Source organism: Prevotella sp. E13-17 (genome assembly GCF_022024035.1).
Taxonomy (GTDB): Bacteria; Bacteroidota; Bacteroidia; order Bacteroidales; family Bacteroidaceae; genus Prevotella.
Window position 1 is genome coordinate 1,633,809 of the sequence record NZ_CP091787.1, and the last position, 23,887, is coordinate 1,657,695.

Consider the following 23,887-nt stretch of genomic DNA (forward strand, 5'->3'; position numbering starts at 1 on the left):
CATCAGTTAGACTATGTCAGATGTAATGATAGGGCGTCCGTTTGCGATGCCCATGATCAAGTCGTTCGTGCCCGTCGTGCTGCGCCCCTGGATCTATCTGTTGTTTGCTGTTGTCTTCCAGATGGTGAATACCACCTACATGGGTACCATGCAGCAGATGATGGGCGACATGAGCCTGATGCGCGAAGACGTCACCTTTATATTTCTTTGTGGGGTGATCGGTGTTGCGATGCCTTTCCCCATCCTGTTCAGATTGAAGTTCAGATTCACCAATCGCTCACTGTTGTTATTCTCTGTGTCAGGTATGGTGGTATGTGTATTGTTGTCGCTTTGCATCGAGTGGGTGCCAGCCCTTTGCGTGCTGTCGTATGTGTGTTGCTTTCTGAAGCTGATGGCCACTTTCGAATGTTTCAGTAATATTCAGTTGTGGATGACACCGAGACGCGACTTCAGAATCTTCTTCCCGTTGCTGTATATTGTTGTTCTGGGAGACATGAGTGTCAGCGGCTGGTTGTCGCAGCAGCTCAGCTATTACTGTGACAATTATCATGCGATGCAGTATATGATCGTAACGGTGTTGTTACTGATACTGTTGTATGTTTATACTTGTACACAACACTTCCGATTTATGCGTCCGCTGCCTTTTCGATCTATCGACTGGTTGGGATTGTTGCTATGGTCTGCGCTGCTGCTGGAGGTGATATGGTTGTTTACCTATGGTGAATATTATAACTGGAGCGACTCACAGCTCTGGTGCGGGGTGGCATGTGCAGTGCCCGTCACAACTGTGTTTGCCTGGGGCCGTATGACCCATATCCATCATCCCTATATCGACCCCAAGGCATTTCGCTATAAGACACTGTTTGTGATATTGTTCTTCTTTGTGGTTGAAGAGTGGATGAACTCAACGCACAACTCGCTGGAGAGCGTGTTTACGGGAGCCGTCATGCACTATGGCATGCTTGTATCGTCGCGTTTCAATGTACTGGCATGGGTTGGTGCTGTCAGCGGTTGCTTATTCTGTCTGTGGTGGATGAAGATGTTGCGCTTGCGCTACACATCACTACTAACCATTGGCTTTGCACTGATGTTGAGCTACCAAGTACTGATGTACTTCTATATCATGCCCGAACTGAACATCGAACGACTCTATCTTCCTACATTCTTGCGCAACTTTGGTTATGCAATATTCTTCTGCACGTTGACGGTCTATCTGCAAGATCTAATGCCGTTTCAGCATTTTTTTATGGGACTGACCATTGCGGGTTTTATACGTAATGGCGTAGTTGATTCAATCAGTGGCAGTACCTATAGCTATTTGTTACGCTATCATGTGGCCGACAATATGGCCCGTGCCCTGCAGCCTATTGATGTGCCGCAGAGTATGATGATGGCCGTTAAGTACCTGTATGGCGCCACTTGTCTTGTGGGCAGTCTGTTCCTGTTACTACTGATGTTGTGGCATGTTCAGCCGGTTCGTTCAACGCTGAAGCACATACCCTACTGGAACAAAATAGGAAAGGAGATTAGAAAAGAAATGGGGGCAAGCGAAAAATCATAGGGGTAAAGGACTGGATTTCCCCCGACCCTCGGGAGGGTCGGGGTGGGGTTGTTGGTCGGGATAGGAACAGTTTCGCACTGTCATAGTGCTGCTTTCGTCTTGTTATAGTTCCGCTTTTGCGTTGTCATAGCTTTACTTTTGATGTTCGTCCAGCCCTTAGATGTGGCGCATCCAGCCCCTGGAACGGGTCGTTTTAGCCCCTGGATGCGGTTGTTCTAAGGGCTGGATGTAGAGCATCCAGGGGCTAGACCAGAAATAATAGCTTCGGTTTTAGACTTTAGAAACGCCTCTTCTAGACATTAGAAAACGTGCTTTTAGACTTTAAAAACGACCCTTTTCAGACTCTGTATTTGCTCGCTGTAAGTTCGGTGAGATATTCTTTATTTCATCTTTTCCCCAATATGATGTCGAGTACGTCACCAAGCTACTCGCCATATTTGAGAAAGACGGATTGGTTACGCGTATAGCCAAAAGAGTGTATGTTAAGGCACGTAAGACACGTTTTGGCATCCTTTACCATTCGGCTTACGAATTAGTGAAAGAAATTGCTATTTTTCTGACTACCGGATCTGGGCGAAAATTGAAATTAGGGAATCGAACAGTGACACTGAAACTTGGGGCTCCCAAGAACTTTGCATTCCGAGGACGTTTGATGCCAGAATTGGTACAGGCATTACGCAGCATTGGTGAGCATAACATCACTCAGGATGTTGAAGCGAGGATTGGACAACTGTTCACGGAAAATACGACGAATAGGTCAACAAAATGACTTAAAATAATCAAATATCTTATGCTTTTCCGTCAAAACTCTTGCGGAAAATCTCAAAAAGGTGTATATTTGCACCGTGTAAAATCTCAAAAAGGTGTAAAATATGGAAGTCCAGAAATCGCAAAAAGGTGCGGATGACATCATTATGAAGCGTAAAATATATCAGCAACTTTATGGGTCACCTGTATAACCGCGTGGATTAACCAAAAATCTTAACCAGTCTGAAGATGAAGAATTTCTTGTCAATAACACCTCTTAGCTGAGCCCTGAAGTCCTTGATTTTTGCATTGAGCGATTCTGCCGATGCATTGGCCGACCTGTTGACAAAGTAGTTGAGGATTTCATCCTCTCTGTCGTACATGGCTGTCGCTTTGTCATCGTAGATGCTGTCAACCAGCCGCAAGTTATTGCATTCTATGAGAAAAATTTCTTTAGATCTCTAAAAATAAATATTATGATGATAAGTAAAATTTTGAGAGACAGTTTTAGGAGGATACTTCCTGCATCCTTTGTGAGTAGGTCTGCTATAATGCTGCTCGCCACACTCCTGCTCACCATGACCGCGCAGACGGCGAGGGCAGCAGACCTGACCATCACCACAATTGATGGTTGGAAAAATTTTGCACGCGCTGTTGCTGACGGCACAGACTACAGCGGTATGACCGTAGCGCTGGGAGCCGACCTCGACTTTACAAGTACAACCTTCAATGGAGACTACTCAGTTGGCTTCAATTTAGGAGGCGGTTGGGGACAGGATTCAAAACCTTTCAAAGGCACTTTCGATGGCTGCGGACACACCATCAAAAACGCTACCATCACAGACATTAAGATGATATATAACTTCAACTGTCTCGGTGCCATCTTCTGGATTAACGAGGGTACAATCAAGAACACCCATTTCGAGAATATCACCGTTAACGGCCAAGGTAGTTATACTGCCATTGTGGCAAAAGAAAACAAGGGTACTATTGAAGACTGCACCATTTCGGGACGTGTTAATAGGCATTCGGGAAATTACAATAATACAGGTGGCGTGGCCTATAGTAATAGCGGAACTATCCGCAACTGTGTTGTGAACATTATCAACCCTACTGGTGGCATGATAACAAGCGCTGGTAGCGGTGCCATCACCAATGTTTATACCACTTCCGACAGCCAAGGCTGGGAGCAGGGCACTCGAATCTACAAGTTTGTGGCGGTAGAAAACGGCGGCGTGACATCCATTACGCCTTCCACCGAAGCAGTCGGAACCTTCAGCGGCAATAAATACTATACCGCAGGAACAGAGGTTACCTTCGCCGTGGCGGTTGAGTCAGGAAAAACCGCCGACCCGATATTTTGCAACGGAACAGCGGTCGGCAGGGGAGCGGGCGGCGCTTATACATACACCGTCACCGCCGAGGACATAAAGGTGCAGACAAAGGAGTCGTTGCCTACTCGGAGCATCAACATTGCAAGTGTCTCCGGCGGCACTATGTCGGCCAATCCGCCAAGCGCGACAGCTTACCAAGAGATTACCCTAACAGCATCGCCTGCCAGCGGCTACTTGCTGAACGGAGTAACGGCATCCGACGGGACCAATCCCGTCAGCATCAGTTATCAGCCATGGTACAAGCAAGTGAATACAGCCACATTTATCATGCCCAATGCCGACGTTACCGTCACGCCGACCTTTACCGCAATTGCGAATACCAACAACGAGTTTTCTGTCAACATACCAGCAACGGGGACGGAGACAGGAACGATACCAAGCGGCGTAAAGTCATTCAAGCTTTATGACAATGGCGGTGCCAACGGCAACTATTCCAACAACTGCAATGGAAAAATCACACTGACAGCCCCATCGGGATATGCTTTTGTAATCGAAGGAACGGTGAAGACATGGTATCATTGTGGAATACTCAATGTCTCTGATGAAAACGGGAGTGTTTTGAGTAATGTATATTCTACAGGATACGAGGGCCCAGACGTGACCATTCCACCAACAATGATTACAGGCCGCCAATTGACGTTTGAGTTTATCGGAGACAACCAAACGCTGACCACACGCGAAGGCGTTGACCTCACAGTGTCGCTTGTTGACGCCAGTCAGGAGTTTTCCGTGACAATCGCGGGCACGCCAAATGGCACAGTGAATCCATCGAAAACGAGTGCTAAGGCTGGAGAGGTGGTAACTCTGACCGCTGCTCCTAATAGCGGATATCTGATAAAAAGCGTTGCCGTGACCTACGATACAGACAAGAACATCAGCGTCAGTGGCGGCTGGTGGACGGGAAGTTTCTCGTTCACGATGCCTTATGCCAATGTGACCGTAACGCCCGTGGTGGAACAAGCCAATGCCGACGGAGGCCTCAATATCAGCGGTCTTACTTATGTTCCCCGAGATGGAGACAATCCAGGCTATTATGCTATTGACGGAGCCAATGCTCTCAATGCCCTTGCTTCTTACGTCAACGGCGGGGGCAGAACAGTAGATATGCTATTTAAGCAGACTGCTGACATCGATATGAGCGGTGTGAACTATACGGCAATCGGCAGCAGCAATTCATTTAACGGCACGTTCGACGGCGATGGATATGTAATCTTAAATCTCAGCCATTCAACTACGGGCTTCGGTGAGTCTGGCTTATTCGGAAATCTGGAAGGTACGATAAAAAATGTCAATCTGAAGGATTGTAGCTTCACTGGAACAAGAGCAGGCGGTATTGCAGGTAGTATGTCAAGTGGCAGTATTATTAACTGCGCTGTTATTGGCGGTACGGTCACGTGCGGTTACGGCGGACAAGCTGGTGGAATTGCGGGACATTTCTATTCAGGTACGATACAAGATTGTTTTACGACGGCCACTGTCAGCAAGGTTGGAGATAGTGCATATATGGGGCCAATTGCTGGAGGCAGTGACAATATCACGAATTGCTACTATACCAACGAGCCAGCAAACAAGTATTACACCAACGGCACGAAGGTCACCGTCTATAACATCACGCTCGCCGACGGCATCATCATGACGGGCAACATCCGCACCGTCGGCCACACGGCGGCTAACACCTACCACTTCGGCAGGCAAGACGATAACATCACATTCACTTCAGAGGCTCCTACCACGGGAATCAAGAAGTTCACCACGACGGCAGGAACTCTTGCAGAAACTTCGGCAGCAGGAACTGTGTCGCTGACCATGCCTGCAAGCGATGTGACGGTCAGCCTTTCCGACGTGACGCCAGAGATTGCCGCCATCGACGCACAAACCTATACGGGCAATGCCATTGAGCCGACAGTCACAGTCAGCAATATGACGGCAGATACGGACTATACAGTAAGCTATTCCGACAATACAAATGCAGGAACTGCCACCGTGACCATCGCGGGCAAGGGCTTCTATTTCGGCACGGTGATAATGACATTCACCATCACCAAGGCCACGCCGACTATCACAGCCCCGGCAGCTGTAACCAATCTCATCTATAACGGTTCGGAACATGCACTCGTATCAGCAGGTACAACCGACTTCGGCACAATGACCTACAGCCTCGACGGTACGAACTATTCCACCGACATTCCCACGGCAACAAAAGGCGGAACCTACACCGTATATTATAAGGTGGAGGGGAGCGACAACTGGAATGCGGTAGATGCGCAGACGGTCAGCGTGACCATCGCGCCCCGTACCTACACCGTTACCTTTGATGCCAATGGCGGCGAGGGCACGATGGAGCCGATGCTGCTGACCTACGACGGTGACTGGGCGGCACTGACCGCCAACACGTTCACCCGTTCGGGCTATGGCTTCAGCGGATGGAACACCGAGGCCGACGGCAGCGGCACAAACTACTATGACGAAGAAGAGGTATATAACCTGACCGACGAGGCAAACGGCAACGTCATGCTCTATGCACAGTGGGGATGGGACATCGCCACTTTCGAAATCAAGGGCACGCTGGAAGCCTACGATGACGGCTATGGCCCCTACTATCCACTCAGCAACAACGTGGAGGTGTGGAATGGCAATACGAAGTTGACGTTCGAAACGGACTATACCATTGAACTCGACCCCAACATTGGCACCTACGACTATGTTGTTGGAGAGCAATATCAGGCCACCGTCAAAGGTACAGGCGACTGGGGCGGCAAGAAGACCTTCACGTTCACCTTTGTAGCGCTGCACCATACCATCGTGTTCGATGCCAACGGTGGCACAGGCACGATGGACGATGACACCGTGGCCAACGATGATGGAAATGCTGGTAGATACTATCTGCCTGCGTGCGGCTTCATCGCTCCCCTAGGCAAGGTGTTCGACCACTGGGTGGCCAGTTGCGAGCCTGACGCAGAGAAGCAGCCCGGCGACTACTTCACCGCGCCGTATATCTGGAGCGAGTACGATGTGCAGACCATCACAGTGACGGCCTACTGGAGGGATGCGCTGATTCTGCTCGATGATGACAGTGCTCAGCCCGAGGGAAGCAAGAACGCCGACATCATCGACAGCGCATCGGGCGACGGCAAGCAGTATGCCGTGACCCTCAGTGGCCGCACGCTCTTCAAGGACGGCTCCTGGAACACCCTGTGCCTGCCCTTCGACGTGATCACGGCGAGCGGCATCCTCAGCGGCGACGGTGTGCAGGCCATGACGCTGAACACTACGACGAGCAACTTCGCCGACGGCACGCTGACACTGAACTTCGACGCCGCCACGACCATCCCCGCCGGCACACCGTTCATCATCAAGTGGGACGAGAGCGGCACGGACATTGAAAACCCCGTCTTTGAGGGCGTCACCGTCAGCGATGCCAAGCATGACGCCACCATCGAGGGCGTGCTCACCTTCACCGGCACTTACGCCCCCGTCAGCATCGGCAGCGAGGGCGACAACACCAAGCTCTACCTTGGCAGCGGCAACACGCTCTACTATCCCAATGCCGCCATGACCATCGGTACCCACCGCGCCTACTTCCAGCTGGCCGACGGCATCACCGCCGGCCAGCCTGTGTCGGGCAGCAATGCGAAGCAGATTCGCGCCTTCAATCTGAACTTCTTTGACGAGCAAAGCGGCGAAGCCGAGCGTGGCGACGATGAGGCAACGGGAATAGTCAGTGCGGAAGCAAATTGGCTTTCCCCTTCGGGCCGCCGAGCTGAACCTTCTTCACTCTTCACTCTTCACTCTTCACTTTCAGAGTGGTACACCCTTGACGGTCGCAAGCTCGACGGGCAGCCGACGCAGCGTGGCATCTACATCCACGGAGGCAAGAAAGTAGTAGTGAAGTAAACTCCTTAGAATAAAAATAAATTCTACGGACTCTACGGACTCCAAGGACAGTCTCGAAAGTCCTTAGACAAAAAGAAACAATAAATCATAGAGAACAATGAAGAAACAAGAATATCAGAAGCCCACCATAGAGGTGGTCAAGCTACAGCAGCAAGGCATCATCTGCACCAGCGATGTAAGAAGTGTCAGCGGCAATGCCGGCATGGACTATGACGGCGGCGGCAACGGCCCCGCCCGTGCCCGCCAGCACAACCCTATCGTCTGGGATGATTGGGACGAAAAGGACGATTGGGAATAAGTAACGATAAAAATCAAAATAGTATGCCTCCCCATCTGTTTGCAACCACAAGCGATGGGGAGGCTCTTGTAAAAACGCAATGCCAAGAACTGCGACACGATGCCGCAGTTCTTTTTATTTTGCCAGTCGCTTGCATCTGTTCTCCCACAACCTTTCAATCTCCCCTTGATGTTCCGACTCATCGGTGTAAAGGAACTCGGTATAGTCTGCCTTGTCAGCCCATTGTGATTATCGCAACGAAGGAATCTTGCCTTATATCCGCATGAAGGGTAACATACTCTATCGTGAGTCTGATGTCGAAAGAGTTCTGAGGCGCTGTATAAAAGGCAAAATGACGCTGCAATCGGGTTAAAAAGCGCAAAGTGTTAGGTTTTTTTGGCGAAAATTGAGTACCTTTGCACACGAATTATGGCAAACTCTATACATATATAATAATAGTAGCGGCCATTGTGCTATCCATAAAGAACCGTGCGCGTATCTACAGTCAGACAGCGTGGAGCAAATGCTAACAGCCCATCTGGCAGAATATGAATTCCTGTATGCTGCGGCTTCCCCGTGGGGGCAACAGTTGCATTCCTATGATGGTCGTGCTCCCTGTGTGTTTGAGGTCAGCCCCGAGAAGTCTGTCCTGACATTCAATGTCGAGGGAGAGAGAAAGACATACTCCTTAGAAGGAGCAAGTGAGCAGTTATTCAAGAAGTAAATAATTTAAAAGTCAGAAAGATGATGAGAAAAATCATGCAATGGATGGTGGCTGCCACCCTGACAAGCAGCCTCTTTGTATGGACATCCTGTTCGAACGATGACAATGCGGTGATTCCGCAGCCCGGCCATGAAACGGAGTTCGGCGCACTGCTGAAAACACTGGACTGGGGCACGGACACATGCTTCGTCTATGGTCACAAGACACCCGACGTGGATGCCGTCACCTCGGCCTTGTCGTATGCCAGGCTGATGCGGCTGATGGGCTACAACTGCAAGGCCAAGGTGTCGAGCGGGATGAACCGCGAGACGGCCTATATTGCTCACGTGTTCGGCTTCGAGCTGCCCGAACTGAAGTCGAGCGTGGTGCCGCAGACACGGCTCATCCTGACCGACCACACCGACTATGCCCAGTGTGTGGACGGTGCCCGTGAGGCCGTTATCCTGCAGAAGATAGACCACCATGTGGAGGGCGACATAGCCGACAGCGGCATCCCCTTCGTGCGCCGCGAGATGATTGGCTCTACCAACACCATCATCTACGAGATGTATAAGGAACAGGGCATCACCATCGACGACGAGACCGCCCGCATCATGCTGGCAGGCATCATCAGCGACACGCGCAACCTGTCGAAAACCACCACGCAGGCCATCGACTCCACGGCATTACAGGCCCTTGCCGCACAGTTGGCCATCAGCCCCGACTCTGTGGTCAGCCTGAACCGCGGCATGGAGGATGCCGCCACCGACTATACCGGCATGACCGATGCCGAGATTTTCCTCTCCGACTACAAGGAGTACGAGATCAGCGGCCATCAGCTTGGCTTCGGCAGTCTCGTCTGCAAGCAGAGCCAGATGGAAGCCTTCATTGACCGCATGCTGGCAGTCATGCCCAAAGTGATGCGGCAGCGAGGACGGCAGATGCTTGTGGCAAAGATCGACAACAAGGTGGAGAACACGGGTGACGACCGTGCCGAACGGCCTTACGTGGAGAATGGCACCTATTTTATATACTATGGTGAAGGCGCCAAGCAGATGGCTGAGGCCATCTTCGGAGCGTCGTTGCGTGAGGGCGTCTGCTATACATCCGAGAAACTCTCACGCAAGCAGATTGTGCCGCGCATCACTGAAGTGCTGACTGGTAATTAAGTATAGAATGTGGTTGATCTAAAGTATTTGTTTCGCAATGCGTTTGGCCAATGCCATGATGGTGAGAATGGGGGGCAGACCAAGAGACTGAGGCAGAAGAGAGGCATCGCAGACATAGAGATTGTCGGGCAGATGTGGTGAATGGAGTGTTTGTGCTTCGGCTTCGGTGAGTGGCAACATGCCACCAGGATGTCCGGCATTGAGTGTCCCCAGGAAAATGTCTTGTTCCGTTGTAACCAACAAGCAGTATCTTAAGAGGCTGGCCCTCTGTGTACTCCTCGTATTGGTAAAGTCCTAAGCGTGACAGCGGTTTGGCGAATTTCGACAGCCACACTATGATTCGAACAATATAAGATAATAATCGATCCAAAATTTGTACTCCTTATTTCTTGAGCGTATCAATAATCGCGTCAAGTTCCTCTGCCAGACGCTGATAGTCTTCGAGCTTGAGAGGGCACATACTCATCTCTTCGCTCATGCCAGTGGGGATGATTCTGATGGCTTGTTCCTCCATATCACGCCCTTTCTCGGTCAGACTGACAATCTGCTGGCGCTTGTCTTCCTTGCCACGTTGTCGTATCACTAATCCTTGTTTCTCCATGCGTTGGAGCAGTGGAGTGACCGTGTTGGTCTCAAGAAGCAGCCGGCGAGCAATATCGTTCACCGGCTGACTGTCGTTTTCCCACAGCACCATCAGCACCAGATATTGTGGATATGTGATCCCCATCGTGCTAAACATCGGCGTGTAGGCTTGCGTGATAAGCCTGGCAGCCGTGTAAAGTCGGAAGCATATCTGATTCTTTAGTTGTAATTCTGCGTGCATTTTTCTCTTTATCGAAGCATTTCTTCTATATCTTTATCGAAGTCTTTTGGATCGGTGGTGGGCGCAAAGCGTTTGATGATTTCACCATCCTTAGAAACTAGGAATTTTGTGAAGTTCCACAGAATGTCACTGTCTTTCTCTACGCTAGTGCTCAGCTTTTTGAGTAATGTGCGTGTAGCCTTGGCTTTGAGTCCTTTGTACTCCTCTGTGGGAGCCTGCGACTTGAGGTATTCGAAGATAGGCTCTGCAGCATCACCATTAACATCGATCTTCTTCATGATCTGGAAAGTGACACCATAGTTGACCTGACAGAATTCTTCTATTTGGCTATCGTTGCCAGGATCCTGTTCCTTGAACTGGTTGCAGGGGAATCCAATGATGACGAGTCCCTGATCCTTGTACTTCTGATTCAGTTCTTCGAGTCCTGCAAACTGTGGTGTGAATCCGCATTTGCTGGCTGTATTGACAATCAGCAGGACCTTGCCTTGAAACTGTGCGAAATCTATTTCTTTGCCTTTGCTCGTCAGAGCCTTGAAATCATAAATCTTTTTCATCGTTTTAATCATTTAAATAGTATATATAAACCATTAATTCCCAGTAAATCTTTGTTTTTGTGTTATTGTGCTTCTGCCATGCGCTTGCCGGCTTCGTATGCGCTTTGTAAATCTCTCTCCCAGTGCTCATCGCGCCACTGTTGCTTGCCCTCTTTAGAGAACATCGCCAACTCGTAGTTATCGTAGTTCTTCACCTGACAGGTGTTGTAGGCTACAAGTTTTTTTGGTTGTCCGAGTGCTACGCTGAGACACATTTCTTTTGCCCCAAAACCTTGACTGTTGTTTTGCTCGGGTGTACCATTCATTGTCTCCATGAGTACTACTGGCATCTTTTTAGGTGCTGTGAGACTGTAGTCGTTGTATGAGAGCCAAGGGAATTCCAGACGCTCAAGGAAGGCATGCATCTCTGCTGTAACACCGCCAAAGTAAATGGGGGATGCCAATGCTATTCCATCGGCGGCAGCTATTTCTTCAAGTACTGGTGTCAACTCATCTTTGAACTTACAGATGTGGGTGGCTTTGTCTTTCAGCTTGCAAGCCATGCACGACATACATCCTTTAAAATTCATTCCGTAGAGTCTTACTACTTTCACCTCGGCTCCAGCGTTTCGAGCTCCCTCGGCAAATTTCTCACACATGGCGGCCGTATTCATATTTTTACGTGGACCGCCGTCAATAACCATTATTCGTTTCTTATTAGTTTCCATTCTCTTTATTTTGTTGTTTTTGTATCAGCTGTTTGCAATATTTCCATCCACCGGTTGACCACAGTGCCCATGCAATGAGGACAGGTTGGAATAATAGACGAATGAATCGGGCATTATCGGTGTTCAGATTAAAAGCATCTATATGATTCACGTACTGATTGATATTGCCTGGGAATATCAATATATAGAATAGGGCCAGCATTACACCTACTATGGGGCGGTACTTTTTGAACATCAATATCATGGATAGTCCTAGTGCTATTTCAATGGCACCAGAGGCTAATACCACAAAATCAGTGAATGCGGGCGTAAACTGAATCCATGTGGGAACCTGTGCCACAAATTCCTGACGTGCTATTGTTAGGTGGGCTGTGCCTGCATAGGTCATAAAGAAACCTAATACCAAACGAGCTATAAGTTTTACATATTTCATATTCTTTAATCTTTAATTGCGTTGAACTTCTTGATTGCGATGCAAAGATATGAAATTATATATATATCGCAAGCGATTTAAATTGATTTTTATAAGTATTTAACAAATATCGCTCGCGATATATTATTTCCAACAAGTTGTATTAAAAGCACTTACTTGGAGATATTGATAGATGCGTTGTTTCTATTTGAATGGTCATATCAAACCTTTTTATATATGTTCGTATGCCTATACATACGTAATTTAAATAGATGTATTTTTTGTTCTAATACGTATGAGTTGAGGTTTCTACGACTATTTCTGTGGTGTTCGCCATATAGCAGCTTTTAAACGTTTGTATCCTTCTACCCCTAGGATAGTGAGTCCACCGTATTGGCATGTTTTGGCCATTCCAAAGAGTACGGTCCACAGGATGCCTTTGGCTGTTACGCTGATAGGCAACAGCATTTGGGCGAAAGATAGGATATAGAAAGGAATGCAGCTTAGCAGTACAATGACGCCTGTTCGAAATGACAATGACTGTAGCCAGTTCCTGATTTTGTAAATTGTTTGCTTATGAGTTTCTTTCATTTTTGTATGTTGATCAATTTGTGTTTGTTATTTGATTGCAAAGGTATGAAATTTAAATTAATATCGCTAACGACATTTCATAAATAAAGTGAATAGTGCCAATTATTCTTGGATTATTAGTATCTTTGCATGCGATTAGGCTGGTAAGTATAAATTGAATCATATAATAATGAAGAAGATAGTATTGATTACTGGTGCAACGAGCGGAATTGGGCAGGCTTGTGCCAGAAAATTTGCAGAGAATGGTGACAAACTGATTCTTACTGGGAGAAACGAGGAGGCGCTGAAGGCTATCCGTCAGGAACTCAGTTCCAAGGAAACTGAGGTGTTGACAATGACTTTCGATGTGCGTGATCGTGAAACAGCAAAAAAATGTATTGAGGCATTGCCTGTTGGATGGCGCGATATTGATGTGTTGGTGAACAATGCAGGATTAGCACTGGGACTTGAACCCGAATATGAAGGTAGCCTTGACGACTGGGAAACAATGATAGATACAAATATCAAGGGGTTGCTGCTAATGACTCGTCTGGTGGTGCCAGGCATGATAGTGCGCAATCGTGGTCATGTCATTAATATTGGTTCGGTGGCTGGCGATGCTGCCTATGCTGGTGGAAATGTGTACTGTGCCACTAAGGCTGCTGTGAAGGCTCTTAGCGATGGATTGCGTATAGATGTGGCAAATACGTCTGTCAGAGTAACTAACCTCAAGCCTGGGCTTGTAGAAACAAATTTCAGTAATATTCGTTTTCATGGCGATACCGATAGGGCGGCAACAGTCTATCAAGGCATTAAGCCGTTGACAGGCAATGATATTGCTGAGGTAGCTGTTTATGCCGCCAATGCTCCTGAGCATGTGCAGATAGCTGAGGTGTTGATATTGGCAACGCATCAGGCAAGTGGCAGCGTGATCGTTAGAAAGTGATGGTGTTTTTTTTAGCCCATCACTACATCCAGCACCATCATCATCACAAAGCCAACGGCAAAGCCGATGGTGCTGAGATTTGAGTGCTGACCACTTGAGGCCTCGGGTATCAGTTCCTCTACGACTACATAGAACATAGCACCTGCGGCAAAGGACAGCAGATAGGGCAGTGCGGGCATCAGCATGGAGGCGAGCATCAATACAGCAATGGCTCCAATTGGTTCTACTGCACCGCTGAGCGAACCTATTAGGAACGAGCGCCAGCGGCTGTTGCCAGCCGCACGCATCGGCATTGAGATGATGGCACCTTCTGGCACATTTTGAATAGCAATACCAATCGATACGGCAACGGCACTTGCTAGTGAGATGTTGGTTATATTGCTATCGGCTCCGGCAAATACTACTCCAACGGCCATACCTTCTGGCAGGTTGTGGATGGTGACGGCCAGTGCCAGCATGGCTGTACGCGACAAGTGTGAGCGCACACCTTCGGGCTTGTCGGTACCTATATGTAAGTGTGGGGTCAGCTCGTCTATTATGAGCAGGAAGCCGATGCCCAACAGAAATCCGATGGCTGCAGGCATAACGGCCCACTTGCCGCTGTCAGCCTCCATTTCCATGGCAGGTATCAGTAGTGACCATACGCTGGCTGCTACCATCACGCCCGATGCAAATCCCAGCAGTGATTTCTGCAACCTTACAGACATGTCTTTCTTCATGAAAAACACGAATGCCGAGCCCATCATGGTTCCTAGCAGTGGTATCAATAGTCCTATAGTAATTGTCACCATCTTATTTCCCTCCTTTATGATTCGGTATAGTTGTGATCTATCACGATGTTCACTTTTATATCGGGCACTAACAATTTCATCTCTTCGGTCAGACGTTGGATGAATGCCGCCTCATCGTGTACGTCTATATCGGGTATTACATCAACCGACAGCGAATTGTCTTTCTCCGAGAAGAAAAAACCGTGTACCTGTACGATATCTTTGTGGGCAGCCAGCGATTGCATCACCTTTGACTGCAGTTCGGTATGCCGGTTTTGTCCAGTGGCTATAGCATAGATACCCACAGTGACGATGATGCCGTAGTGTTCATACAACTGTGAGGTGATGCGGCGGGTCAGTCCGTGAATGTCGTGTGCCGACATGGTGTCGAAGACGTTGACATGTAGTGACCCTATTTTTACCTCCGGACCGTAGTTGTGTAGTATCAAGTCGTACACACCGTGGACCTCTTCATAATTTGACACCTCTTTTATAATCTGTCGGGTCAGTTCGGTAGGAATACTTGTGCCAAGTAGTTCGTTGATGGGTGAGGCCAGCATGTCGAAACCGGCTTTGATAATGACCACGGAAATCAGTGCCCCCAGAATACCATCGAGTGACACGTCCCATAACAGCATGATGCCAGCCGATAAGAGTGTGGCAAGTGTGATAACAGCATCAAATAGGGCGTCGGATCCTGACGCTATCAGGGCATCGCTCTTTAGTGACTGTCCCTTACGCTTCACGTATTGACCCAGTATCAGCTTTGCCACGATGGCTATGCTGACCACGATAAGTGTCTGCGTAGAATATTCAGGCTGGGTGGGAGAGAATATCTTTTTGGCAGATTCGATCAGTGATGTCACGCCTGTTGATAGTACGATGACTGCTATGATGATGGCACTGAAATACTCTATGCGTCCGAACCCAAATGGATGTTTGCGGTCGGCTGGTCGCTGAGACAGTTTGGTGCCGATAATAGTGATGACGCTCGACAGCGCATCGCTCAGGTTATTGATGGCGTCCATCACGATAGCCAACGAACTGGCAAGTATGCCGACAGCAGCCTTGAAGCCTGCTAGCAAGACATTGGCTATAATGCCAATCCAACTGGTCCGAATGATTTCTTGATTGCGATTCATTATTAATTATTTAACATTGGTCGTTGAACTCTTTTTTGCTCTTATCAATGTACGTCCTACGTTTGTTGTAACTTTTGAATAAACTATAATTTTTGCAACGAGTACTTTAATTCGTTTTTTCGATTTTCTGTTTGTCTGTTTTTGCCGTCACAAACCTAAGTTAGTAGCTCACCTGTAATTGCACAGATCACGAAACTCGGCCATCGCTGCATCATGGACGTTGGGCGAGTGCGGTGCTTTTTTCTATTCCAATATCTGCTCCATACCTGTTTTCTGGATGCTCATTCCCATACTTCGGTAGAATGCCAGTGCTGAAAGGTTGCCATCCCATACGTTGAGTGTGATGTTGTGGCATCCAATCGATTTGGCATATTGATACACATATTCATAGAGCGCTTTGCCAACGTGCTGTCCGCGTGCTGTTTCATCTACACAGATGTCATCGATGTAAAGTGTCTTGATGTCTTCAAGCAACTTGTGATTTATTGTCTCTGTTACCTGACAGAAAGCATGTCCCAACACTTTGCCGTTGTCGAATACGAAGATCGGTTTGCTTTGGTCGTCCATCAATTCTGCCAGTTCTGTTTCACTGTATTTTGTGGTGTGGGGTTTAAACAGGTCAGGGCGCAGGTTGTGATGCACCATGTTCACCTGGTGCAATAGCTCGATGATTCGTCCTGTGTCTTTTCTCTCAGCTTTTCTAACCATACATTTTCTCTTGTTCTGTTGATGTGTATATAGAAGATAGCGCTTATTCTTCAGTAGTTAACATTTTCAAAACATCCAATGTCTAGGAAGCAAAAGTTACTTTTGCACGACAGCATTCGGTACCATCGGTGCGAACAATGCGAACGCAGAATTCATTCTCGCCCGTCTGCTCGCGATAGAACGACAGTGTGTCACCAGCGTGCGACTCTGCCACATAGGCTATCTCGAAACGACGGATGGCGTGCGCCTGATACCACTCAATGGACCATAGGTCGAGCACGTGTTCGATATACTTCACCGAGTTGATGTGACCGTTGATGTCCACATCATTATAATAGGTGTTAATGGTGTGTACGAGTTGAGCGTCGGCGCTCATCTTTACACGTCCTCCCTTGTCAATGGGGCAGGGGTAGTCTGCTTCAATCCAGTTGTTGATGGCACCGTTGTCTATTGCAAAGATGTCTGTAGGCTGCCTGCTCTCAGTGTCTATCATGGCCCAGATAGAGCGGCCGTAGCCATAAACGTGGCCATTGTCGCCCACGACCTTGAAGTTGCGGCTGGTAAAGAACTTCATGGCATTCTCTACCCAGGTTTCTACGCTGAACTTGGTGTACTGGCTAGGCATCTCGGTCATCTCAATGGCTAAGCGCGACAGCACCCACGAGCGCTGGATGGTCATGAGATATTTCATGCCGAAGCCACGAGCTGTCGAGTGGAAGTCGGCAGCATTAAGCATGTGATTGCCTAGATGCCCCATGAAAAGGTGTCCACTGAAGTCACAGTGGAAGGGTTCTGCCATAAAATCGTATTTTCCTATTTTCTCCATTTTATTTATTAAATGTTGAACGTTGACATGGCTATTCACCATTGTCCATGAATGCGTTGTTGGTGCAAGTAGAATGTGAGATGTGAACGCTTTGCTAAGTGTTTTCACTCTTAGTTTGCGCTATAGGCATGCTCTCTTTCTTCCAGGAACTCGCTCACTTGCTCTTGTGTGCCACGTGTCACTGCGATACGACCGCTACGTGTGTATTGCAGTACACAATCGAAGGCGTCGAGTGCGCGGAATAGTTCGATGATGGCATCCGTCTGACCGCTCTTCATGACTATGGTATAGGTGGGGTTTACCTCCGTGATAGTGGCATCATAACGGCGCACAGTACGCGATATCTCGGGGTTGGCCAGCACCTTTTCTGTAGAGAGCTTGTATAGACCTGCTTCACGGATAAACAGCTGGTCGTCGGTGAAATAGTTGGCCTTGACCACATCAATCTTCTTCTCAATCTGATGAGTTATTATCTTGATCTGGTCTTCGGTGCTCCAAGCGGTGATGGTGTACTTGTGTACACCCTCAATACTGCTGGCCGAAACGTTTAGACTCTCAATGTTGACCTGTCGGCGAGTGAACACGGCAGTGATCTGGTTCAGCAGTCCCGCCACGTTCTCGGAATAGACTAGGAGTGTGTAGAGTTTACTCCCCTTTATATATTCTTCATTCTTCATTTTCTTCTCCCTTCTTCGAATTAGACCTCCAACTTCATCTGTTCTACACTCATGCCTGGCGGTGTCATTGGCAGCACGTCATCGTCTTCCTTGATGGCACACTCCAGAATGAAAGGACCATCGGTGGCAAACATCTGACTGATGGCTGCTTCAAGGTTCTTGCGGTCGGTGACAGCTTTGTATGCAATGCCGTAGCCCTGCGCAATTGCCTCGTAGCAGGGATTCATCATCTTCGTGAACGATTTGCGGCGCATCCAGAACATGTCTTGCCATTGGCGTACATTGCCTAAGTAGTGGTTGTTCAGCAGTATCATCTTTACAGGAGCTTTCTGCTCCATAATGGTGCCCAGTTCCTGAATGTTCATCTGGAATCCTCCATCTCCCATGAAGCAGCACACCTGTCGATGAGGGGCACCGAATGTGGCTCCGATGGCAGCAGGCATTCCATAACCCATCGTGCCCAAACCGCCACTGGTGCAGATGCTGCGCTTGTGATGGTATTTGAAATAACGGGTGGCAAAGAGTTGATTCTGACCGACGTCGGTGACCAGCACGGCATCGTCTTTGGCCTGCAGAGCCACTGCGTTGACCACCTCACCCATTCGTAATGGTCCGTCGGTGGGATGAATGGCTGGTTCTATAACTTTCAGGCGCTCTTTCTCGTTGAGTTCGTGGAACGAGGCGCGCCAGTCTTTGTGGTTGGCTTCCTCTACCAATGCCGTCAATGCGGGTAACGACTCCTTGCAGTTGGCCACGACAGCAACGTGGGTCTTCACGTTCTTGTCAATCTCTGAGCGGTCGATATCCAGATGTATAATCTTAGCTTGTTTGGCATAGGTCTTTAGACTACCTGTAACGCGGTCGCTGAAGCGCATGCCAATGGCAATAAGTACATCGCACTCTTGCTCCTTCAGGTTGACGGCATAGTTGCCATGCATGCCCAGCATGCCCACATTCAGCGGGTGATTGGAAGGCAGGGCCGAGAGTCCCAGCATGGTACGGCCAGCAGGGATATCGGCTTTCTCAAGAAAGCACTTAAGTTCCTCTTGCGCGTTGCCAAGTTCCACGCCCTGTCCCACCAAAGCCAAGGGTCGCTTAGCATGATTAATAAGGTCGGCAGCCTGTCGTACAGCTTCTTTGTCTAATGTCGGATAGGGCACGTAAGAGCGGATAAAGTTGCACTTGGCCGGTTCCCAGTCTGTCAGTTCGGTTTGGGCATTTTTCGTGAAGTCGAGCACCACCGGACCGGGGCGGCCTGTGCGAGCAATATAGAATGCACGACTCACCGCCCATGCTACATCGGCCGCATGTCGTATCTGATAGCTCCACTTCGAGATAGGTTGCGACACGCCAACCAAGTCCACCTCCTGGAAGAAGTCGGTACCCAGTGCACTTGTTGGTACTTGACCTGCGATGACAACGATAGGTGTGGAGTCCATCATGGCATCGGCAATACCCGTCAGTGTGTTGGTGACACCAGGACCACTCGTAACTAAAACGACACCCACCTCGCCACTGACGCGGGCATAGCCCTCAGCGGCATGGGTGGCACCTTGCTCGTGGCGCACTAATATGTGATCGAAGCATTTCTTCTCGCCTCGAGTATAATCAAAAAGGGCATCATAGGTTGGCATGATTGAACCACCTGGATAACCGAAGATGGTTTTTACACCTTCGGCCTGTAGTGCGCGCATCAGCGCCTTTGCTCCTGTTATTCTGTCTTTCATCGTCAAAGTCTGTTATTTGAGGGGATCTAAAAGGCGAACGCCACCTTTATCGGCTGACGAAACACTTTGTGCATAAGCACGTAATGCTTTGGAAACTATTCTGTTGCGTCTTAATGGCTGCTGCTCACGTTTGGCCAATTCTTCGTCGCTTAACTTCACGTTGATGCTACGCGAAGGTATGTCTATCACAATGATGTCACCGTCTTTTATCTTGCCGATGTTGCCACCGCTAGCAGCCTCTGGCGAGATATGACCGATGCTGAGTCCGCTGGTTCCACCAGAGAAGCGTCCATCGGTAATCAACGCACATTCTTTTCCCATATGCATTGATTTGATATAGGAGGTGGGGTAGAGCATCTCTTGCATGCCTGGGCCACCTTTAGGACCTTCGTGAGTGATAACCACACAGTCGCCCTTTTTTACACGACCACCGAGAATGCCCTCGCAGGCATCTTCCTGTGAGTCGAACACCACTGCGGGACCTTCGAAGTGCCACAATGCTTCGTCCACGCCAGCCGTCTTAACTACGCAGCCATCCTGGGCTATGTTGCCAAAGAGCACAGCCAGACCGCCGTCTTTCGTATAGGCATGCTCAAGGTCACGGATACAACCAGCAGTGCGGTCGGTGTCGAGTGTTTCATAGCATTCCGACTGCGATCCCATCTTTGTCGAGAAACGATTGCCGGGAGCCGAGTGATATATGCGACTGGCTTCTGTATCGACAGAACCGTCAACGATTGAATATTTTTTAAGAGCTTCGCCCAGCGTCATTCCATCAACGCGTGGTGCACTGGTGTCAATGAGGTCGCCCTTGTTCAGTTCGTTTAATATGCCTAAGATGCCACCAGCACGGTTGCACTCTTGTACGCTGTATTTCTGCGTGTTGGGGGCAAGCTTACACAGACAAGGCACACGACGGCTCAGTGCATCTATATCCTTCATGCTGAAGTCGGCTTCGGCCTCCTGAGCCACAGCCAGCAAGTGAAGCACTGTATTGGTAGAACCACCCATGGCTATGTCAAGTGCCATAGCGTTCATAAAAGCCTTGCGTGTAGCAATGTTGCGCGGTAGCACACTCTCGTCGCCATCCTCATAGTAGGCAAGGGCATTCTTAACAATCTGGCGTGCTGCCTGTTTGAATAACTCTATGCGGTTGGTATGGGTTGCCAGAATGGTACCATTGCCAGGCAGCGAAAGACCGATGGCCTCGGTGAGTGAGTTCATGGAGTTGGCGGTAAACATGCCCGAACAACTGCCGCACCCCGGACAAGCACAGTTTTCAATCTGGGCCATCTCTTCATCGCTGACGCTTGGGTCGGCTCCTTTCACCATTGCGGTGATGAGATCGGCATTCTCGCCATGCCAACGACCTGCCTCCATAGGACCGCCAGAACAGAATACTGCGGGGATATTCAGTCGCATGGCAGCCATCAGCATGCCAGGTGTCACCTTGTCGCAGTTTGAGATGCAAATCATGGCATCGGCTTTATGCGCATTGACCATATATTCTACTGAGTCTGCAATAATGTCGCGCGAGGGCAGCGAATAGAGCATACCATCATGGCCCATCGCGATACCATCGTCAATGGCTATCGTGTTAAACTCGGCTGCATAGCAGCCCATTTTCTCAATCTCTTCTCTAACAATCTGTCCTATCTCGTGGAGATGGGTGTGACCTGGTACGAACTGGGTGAATGAGTTGACAATAGCAATGATGGGCTTGCCAAATTGTTCACGCTTCATTCCTGTGGCCACCCACAAGGCGCGGGCACCTGCCATTCGTCTGCCTTCAGTGCAGACGCTACTTCTCAATGGATGCTTCATCTCTAGTTAGTTATATCGTGTAATAATTGTTTTTGTTTACTGTGGCATATCGCCAATATTAGTGTTGTGCCCCTCTTGCTCCTCGTCAACAGGTGTCATGTCGTCCTCGCTGCCACATGGATTGAAGCCTATAGGCAGGTCGAACTGATCCTGTTGTGTGTAACCCAGTTCGGGAGTGGCATAAATCTTATTCATGTAGATGGCGAAGATGGGCAATGCCATTGAGGCACCTTGACCATAGGTCATTGAGTCGAAGTGGATATCGCGATCGTCGCCGCCAACCCAGCAGCCCGAAACCAGTTTCGGGGCAATGCCCATAAACCATCCGTCGCTATTGCTGTTGGTGGTACCGGTCTTGCCGCCCAATGGGGCAGTGATATTATATCGGAAGCGCAGACGTCCGCCAGTACCGCCATCGATGACCGCACGCAGCATGTCGATCATTTTGTCGGCACTCTCGCCGCTGATCACCTCGTTCATGCGTGGCTTGAATTCGGCTACCACATTACCTTCGGAATCAACTATACGAGTGACGTAGAGTGGTGCCGAGCGTACGCCGTGGTTGACAAATGCCGTATAGGCACTGACCATCTCGGCCACCGTTATCTCACATGGTCCCAGACATAGTGCCAAAGATGGAACAATCTCTGGATTGCGTATGCCGTAGCGCTTCAGCAGATCGGCAAAGTTTCGGGGCCCCCAACGGTCTATTAAATAGGCCGAAATCCAGTTGTTTGACTGCTGCAAACCCCACTTAAGGGACACCATTTCTCCATAGCGCGAACGACTGCCGTTGCGGGGTGTCCATGCTTGTCCGGCATCGGTATAGTAGGTGCGTTGCTCGTTGGGAGCCTCGGTACATGGTGTCATGCCGTTCTCCATGGCCAACGAGTAGAGGAATGGCTTGATGGTAGAACCTACCTGGCGGCGACCTTCGGTTGCCATGTCATAGGTGAAGTGCTGGAAGTTTAGACCGCCCACATAAGCTTTTACATAACCATTCTTCGGATCCATACTGAAGAAGCCTGTGCGCAGAAACGTCTTATAGTAACGGATAGAGTCCATTGGGGTCATAATTGTGTCTTTCTCGCCACGATAGGTGAAGACGGTCATTTCGGTCTTTGTGTTGAAGGCCTGGTCTATCTCCTTCTGCGAAGCCCCTGCAGCTTTCATTGCACGGTAGCGTTCGCTTTGACGCACGTTGCGCTGCAGGATGCGTTGTACTTCCTCTTCAGATAGAGAACTGGAGTAGGGCGCATTGCGTTTATACTTGAGCGACTGATTGAATGCTGGTTGCAGGTAGCCTACCACGTGCTGATAGCATGCGTCTTCGGCATATTGTTGCATACGCGAGTCAATGGTGGTATAGACCTTCAGACCGTCGGTATAAATGTTGTAGTAGCTGCCATCACGCTTTTTGTTTTTGTTGCACCAGCCAAACAATGGGTCTTGTTCCCAAGCCAGCGAGTCGAGATAGAAGTTCACATATCCCCACTCGGGATAGTTGTCGCGTTGGGGTTTCTTGGCCATCATGTAGCGGCGCAGGAAATCGCGGAAATAAGTGGCGCTTCCAGCATTGTGGTCTGCAACGTGGAATCGCAGGCTCAGTGGTACCTGACAGCAGCTGTCAAACTCTTCTTCGGTGATATAGTTCTCCTTCAGCATTTGTCCCAGCACGACATTGCGGCGCTCAAGACAACGCTCTGGATAGCGACGAGGATTAAAGTATGAGGGATTCTTGCACATACCCACCAGTGTGGCGGCTTCGGTCAGCGTCAGTTCTGATGGTTCTTTTGAGAAATAAGTGTTGGCTGCCGTCTTAATACCAACCGCGTTGTGCAAGAAGTCGAAATAATTGAGATACATGGCGATAATCTCGTCTTTCGTATAGTATCGCTCCAGTTTGACGGCTATCACCCACTCAATGGGCTTCTGGAAGGCGCGTTCCATGCTGTTCTTGGCTACATCGCTGAATAGCTGTTTGGCCAGTTGCTGGGTGATGGTCGAACCGCCACCAGCGTTCTTCTGTCCTAACAACCCGCGCTTGATGATGGCACGCCCCAGTGCATAGAAATCAACCCCTGAGTGTTCATAAAAACGAGCATCTTCGGTGGCTACCAATGCATTGACAAGTGTTTCTGGTAGGTCGGAATAGTTGACCATGACACGATTTTCGCGGCTCATACTCCATGTTCCCAATAGTTTGTTATCACAAGAAATTACCTGTGTGGCATAGCGGCTGATAGGATTTTGAAGGTCTTCAATGGGGGGCATGTAGCCAATATATCCATTTGATATGGCCCAAAAACATGCTGCAGTTGACAAAACAATGAAAGTCAACGCTGACCACAAGGTGATTACAAACCTTTTTCTCATATCTTCTTTTCTCTGTATTCACAATCGTTTCAGCCCGCAAAAATACTAAGTTTTTCCGATATAAGCAAATTTTAGGCTTA

At 49.0% G+C, this 23,887-nt stretch carries 21 protein-coding genes and 1 pseudogene; 7 read left to right on the forward strand and 15 right to left on the reverse strand.

What is annotated here, in order from left to right; all coding sequences use genetic code 11:
* Window positions 1-13 precede the first annotated feature (13 nt).
* Together L6472_RS06275 and L6472_RS06280 are read left to right on the forward strand one after the other, a co-directional pair.
* A complete protein-coding gene (locus L6472_RS06275; protein ID WP_237807846.1) occupies window positions 14-1,561 on the forward strand; it encodes a hypothetical protein in 1,548 nt (515 codons plus the stop codon).
* Window positions 1,562-2,096: 535 nt separating this feature from the next.
* Window positions 2,097-2,330, forward strand: a complete 234-nt coding sequence (locus L6472_RS06280) for a DUF6088 family protein (protein WP_255777137.1) — start codon at window positions 2,097-2,099, stop codon at window positions 2,328-2,330.
* Window positions 2,331-2,529: 199 nt separating this feature from the next.
* Here L6472_RS06280 and L6472_RS06285 read toward each other — a convergent pair.
* A pseudogene (locus L6472_RS06285) lies at window positions 2,530-2,712 on the reverse strand (transposase); the annotation flags it as partial.
* 72 nt (window positions 2,713-2,784) lie between these two features.
* Between L6472_RS06285 and L6472_RS06290 the strand changes: the two are divergent.
* The 4 genes from L6472_RS06290 to L6472_RS06310 all read left to right on the forward strand — a co-directional run bounded on the left by L6472_RS06290 (window position 2,785) and on the right by L6472_RS06310 (window position 9,745).
* Complete coding sequence (locus tag L6472_RS06290; RefSeq protein ID WP_237807849.1) at window positions 2,785-7,596, forward strand: InlB B-repeat-containing protein; 4,812 nt, start codon at window positions 2,785-2,787, stop codon at window positions 7,594-7,596.
* A 97-nt stretch (window positions 7,597-7,693) separates the two neighbouring features.
* Window positions 7,694-7,894, forward strand: a complete 201-nt coding sequence (locus tag L6472_RS06295; protein ID WP_237807850.1) for a hypothetical protein — start codon at window positions 7,694-7,696, stop codon at window positions 7,892-7,894.
* A 493-nt stretch (window positions 7,895-8,387) separates the two neighbouring features.
* Window positions 8,388-8,597 carry a hypothetical protein gene (locus L6472_RS06305; protein WP_237807851.1) on the forward strand — a complete coding sequence of 70 codons (210 nt, stop codon included), beginning with the start codon at window positions 8,388-8,390 and terminating at the stop codon, window positions 8,595-8,597.
* A gap of 20 nt (window positions 8,598-8,617) precedes the next feature.
* A complete protein-coding gene (locus L6472_RS06310; RefSeq protein ID WP_237807852.1) occupies window positions 8,618-9,745 on the forward strand; it encodes a DHH family phosphoesterase in 1,128 nt (375 codons plus the stop codon).
* Between the two features lie 18 nt (window positions 9,746-9,763).
* Here L6472_RS06310 and L6472_RS06315 read toward each other — a convergent pair whose 3' ends face one another.
* The 6 genes from L6472_RS06315 to L6472_RS06340 all read right to left on the reverse strand — a co-directional run bounded on the left by L6472_RS06315 (window position 9,764) and on the right by L6472_RS06340 (window position 12,832).
* On the reverse strand, window positions 9,764-9,985 hold the full coding sequence (locus L6472_RS06315) for a GMC oxidoreductase (protein ID WP_237807853.1): 222 nt from the start codon (window positions 9,983-9,985) through the stop codon (window positions 9,764-9,766).
* A gap of 142 nt (window positions 9,986-10,127) precedes the next feature.
* Window positions 10,128-10,568 carry a MarR family winged helix-turn-helix transcriptional regulator gene (locus L6472_RS06320; protein WP_237807854.1) on the reverse strand — a complete coding sequence of 147 codons (441 nt, stop codon included), beginning with the start codon at window positions 10,566-10,568 and terminating at the stop codon, window positions 10,128-10,130.
* Window positions 10,569-10,576: 8 nt separating this feature from the next.
* The gene (locus L6472_RS06325; protein ID WP_237807855.1) at window positions 10,577-11,122 is read right to left on the reverse strand and encodes a glutathione peroxidase; all 546 of its coding nucleotides are present in this window, start codon (window positions 11,120-11,122) and stop codon (window positions 10,577-10,579) included.
* 62 nt (window positions 11,123-11,184) lie between these two features.
* Complete coding sequence (locus L6472_RS06330) at window positions 11,185-11,829, reverse strand: flavodoxin family protein (protein ID WP_237807857.1); 645 nt, start codon at window positions 11,827-11,829, stop codon at window positions 11,185-11,187.
* Window positions 11,819-12,262, reverse strand: coding sequence for a hypothetical protein (locus L6472_RS06335; RefSeq protein WP_237807858.1), 444 nt, complete (start codon window positions 12,260-12,262; stop codon window positions 11,819-11,821). Before L6472_RS06335 ends, L6472_RS06330 begins: the two co-directional genes overlap by 11 nt.
* Before the next feature lie 294 nt (window positions 12,263-12,556).
* The gene (locus tag L6472_RS06340; RefSeq protein WP_237807859.1) at window positions 12,557-12,832 is read right to left on the reverse strand and encodes a hypothetical protein; all 276 of its coding nucleotides are present in this window, start codon (window positions 12,830-12,832) and stop codon (window positions 12,557-12,559) included.
* A gap of 169 nt (window positions 12,833-13,001) precedes the next feature.
* On the opposite strand from L6472_RS06340, the gene L6472_RS06345 reads away from it, so the two are divergent.
* The gene (locus L6472_RS06345; RefSeq protein ID WP_237807860.1) at window positions 13,002-13,757 is read left to right on the forward strand and encodes an SDR family oxidoreductase; all 756 of its coding nucleotides are present in this window, start codon (window positions 13,002-13,004) and stop codon (window positions 13,755-13,757) included.
* 11 nt (window positions 13,758-13,768) lie between these two features.
* Here L6472_RS06345 and L6472_RS06350 read toward each other — a convergent pair whose 3' ends face one another.
* The 8 genes from L6472_RS06350 to L6472_RS06385 form a co-directional block, all read right to left on the reverse strand.
* Window positions 13,769-14,548 carry a ZIP family metal transporter gene (locus tag L6472_RS06350; RefSeq protein WP_237807861.1) on the reverse strand — a complete coding sequence of 260 codons (780 nt, stop codon included), beginning with the start codon at window positions 14,546-14,548 and terminating at the stop codon, window positions 13,769-13,771.
* A 14-nt stretch (window positions 14,549-14,562) separates the two neighbouring features.
* Window positions 14,563-15,669, reverse strand: a complete 1,107-nt coding sequence (locus L6472_RS06355; protein WP_237807862.1) for a cation diffusion facilitator family transporter — start codon at window positions 15,667-15,669, stop codon at window positions 14,563-14,565.
* Between the two features lie 243 nt (window positions 15,670-15,912).
* Window positions 15,913-16,377 (reverse strand): GNAT family N-acetyltransferase, encoded by a 465-nt coding sequence (locus tag L6472_RS06360; RefSeq protein ID WP_237807863.1) that lies wholly within the window; start codon window positions 16,375-16,377, stop codon window positions 15,913-15,915.
* 82 nt (window positions 16,378-16,459) lie between these two features.
* Window positions 16,460-17,212, reverse strand: a complete 753-nt coding sequence (locus L6472_RS06365; protein ID WP_237807987.1) for an acyl-[acyl-carrier-protein] thioesterase — start codon at window positions 17,210-17,212, stop codon at window positions 16,460-16,462.
* A 101-nt stretch (window positions 17,213-17,313) separates the two neighbouring features.
* The gene (gene ilvN / locus L6472_RS06370; RefSeq protein ID WP_237807865.1) at window positions 17,314-17,880 is read right to left on the reverse strand and encodes an acetolactate synthase small subunit; all 567 of its coding nucleotides are present in this window, start codon (window positions 17,878-17,880) and stop codon (window positions 17,314-17,316) included.
* 20 nt (window positions 17,881-17,900) lie between these two features.
* Window positions 17,901-19,607, reverse strand: coding sequence for a biosynthetic-type acetolactate synthase large subunit (gene ilvB / locus L6472_RS06375; protein ID WP_237807866.1), 1,707 nt, complete (start codon window positions 19,605-19,607; stop codon window positions 17,901-17,903).
* Between the two features lie 12 nt (window positions 19,608-19,619).
* The gene (gene ilvD / locus L6472_RS06380; protein WP_237807867.1) at window positions 19,620-21,431 is read right to left on the reverse strand and encodes a dihydroxy-acid dehydratase; all 1,812 of its coding nucleotides are present in this window, start codon (window positions 21,429-21,431) and stop codon (window positions 19,620-19,622) included.
* A gap of 36 nt (window positions 21,432-21,467) precedes the next feature.
* Window positions 21,468-23,807, reverse strand: a complete 2,340-nt coding sequence (locus L6472_RS06385) for a transglycosylase domain-containing protein (protein WP_237807868.1) — start codon at window positions 23,805-23,807, stop codon at window positions 21,468-21,470.
* Window positions 23,808-23,887 lie beyond the last annotated feature (80 nt).

Bases quoted from the DNA above. Each gene is read 5' to 3' on its own strand.
- L6472_RS06275 (WP_237807846.1), top strand. From the start codon at position 14: ATGTCAGATGTAATGATAGGGCGTCCGTTTGCGATGCCCATGATCAAG.
- L6472_RS06290 (WP_237807849.1), top strand. From the start codon at position 2,785: ATGATGATAAGTAAAATTTTGAGAGACAGTTTTAGGAGGATACTTCCT.
- L6472_RS06295 (WP_237807850.1), top strand. From the start codon at position 7,694: ATGAAGAAACAAGAATATCAGAAGCCCACCATAGAGGTGGTCAAGCTA.
- L6472_RS06310 (WP_237807852.1), top strand. From the start codon at position 8,618: ATGATGAGAAAAATCATGCAATGGATGGTGGCTGCCACCCTGACAAGC.
- L6472_RS06320 (WP_237807854.1), bottom strand. From the start codon at position 10,568: ATGCACGCAGAATTACAACTAAAGAATCAGATATGCTTCCGACTTTAC.
- L6472_RS06325 (WP_237807855.1), bottom strand. From the start codon at position 11,122: ATGAAAAAGATTTATGATTTCAAGGCTCTGACGAGCAAAGGCAAAGAA.
- L6472_RS06330 (WP_237807857.1), bottom strand. From the start codon at position 11,829: ATGGAAACTAATAAGAAACGAATAATGGTTATTGACGGCGGTCCACGT.
- L6472_RS06335 (WP_237807858.1), bottom strand. From the start codon at position 12,262: ATGAAATATGTAAAACTTATAGCTCGTTTGGTATTAGGTTTCTTTATG.
- L6472_RS06340 (WP_237807859.1), bottom strand. From the start codon at position 12,832: ATGAAAGAAACTCATAAGCAAACAATTTACAAAATCAGGAACTGGCTA.
- L6472_RS06345 (WP_237807860.1), top strand. From the start codon at position 13,002: ATGAAGAAGATAGTATTGATTACTGGTGCAACGAGCGGAATTGGGCAG.
- L6472_RS06350 (WP_237807861.1), bottom strand. From the start codon at position 14,548: ATGGTGACAATTACTATAGGACTATTGATACCACTGCTAGGAACCATG.
- L6472_RS06355 (WP_237807862.1), bottom strand. From the start codon at position 15,669: ATGAATCGCAATCAAGAAATCATTCGGACCAGTTGGATTGGCATTATA.
- L6472_RS06360 (WP_237807863.1), bottom strand. From the start codon at position 16,377: ATGGTTAGAAAAGCTGAGAGAAAAGACACAGGACGAATCATCGAGCTA.
- ilvN (WP_237807865.1), bottom strand. From the start codon at position 17,880: ATGAAGAATGAAGAATATATAAAGGGGAGTAAACTCTACACACTCCTA.
- ilvB (WP_237807866.1), bottom strand. From the start codon at position 19,607: ATGAAAGACAGAATAACAGGAGCAAAGGCGCTGATGCGCGCACTACAG.
- ilvD (WP_237807867.1), bottom strand. From the start codon at position 21,431: ATGAAGCATCCATTGAGAAGTAGCGTCTGCACTGAAGGCAGACGAATG.
- L6472_RS06385 (WP_237807868.1), bottom strand. From the start codon at position 23,807: ATGAGAAAAAGGTTTGTAATCACCTTGTGGTCAGCGTTGACTTTCATT.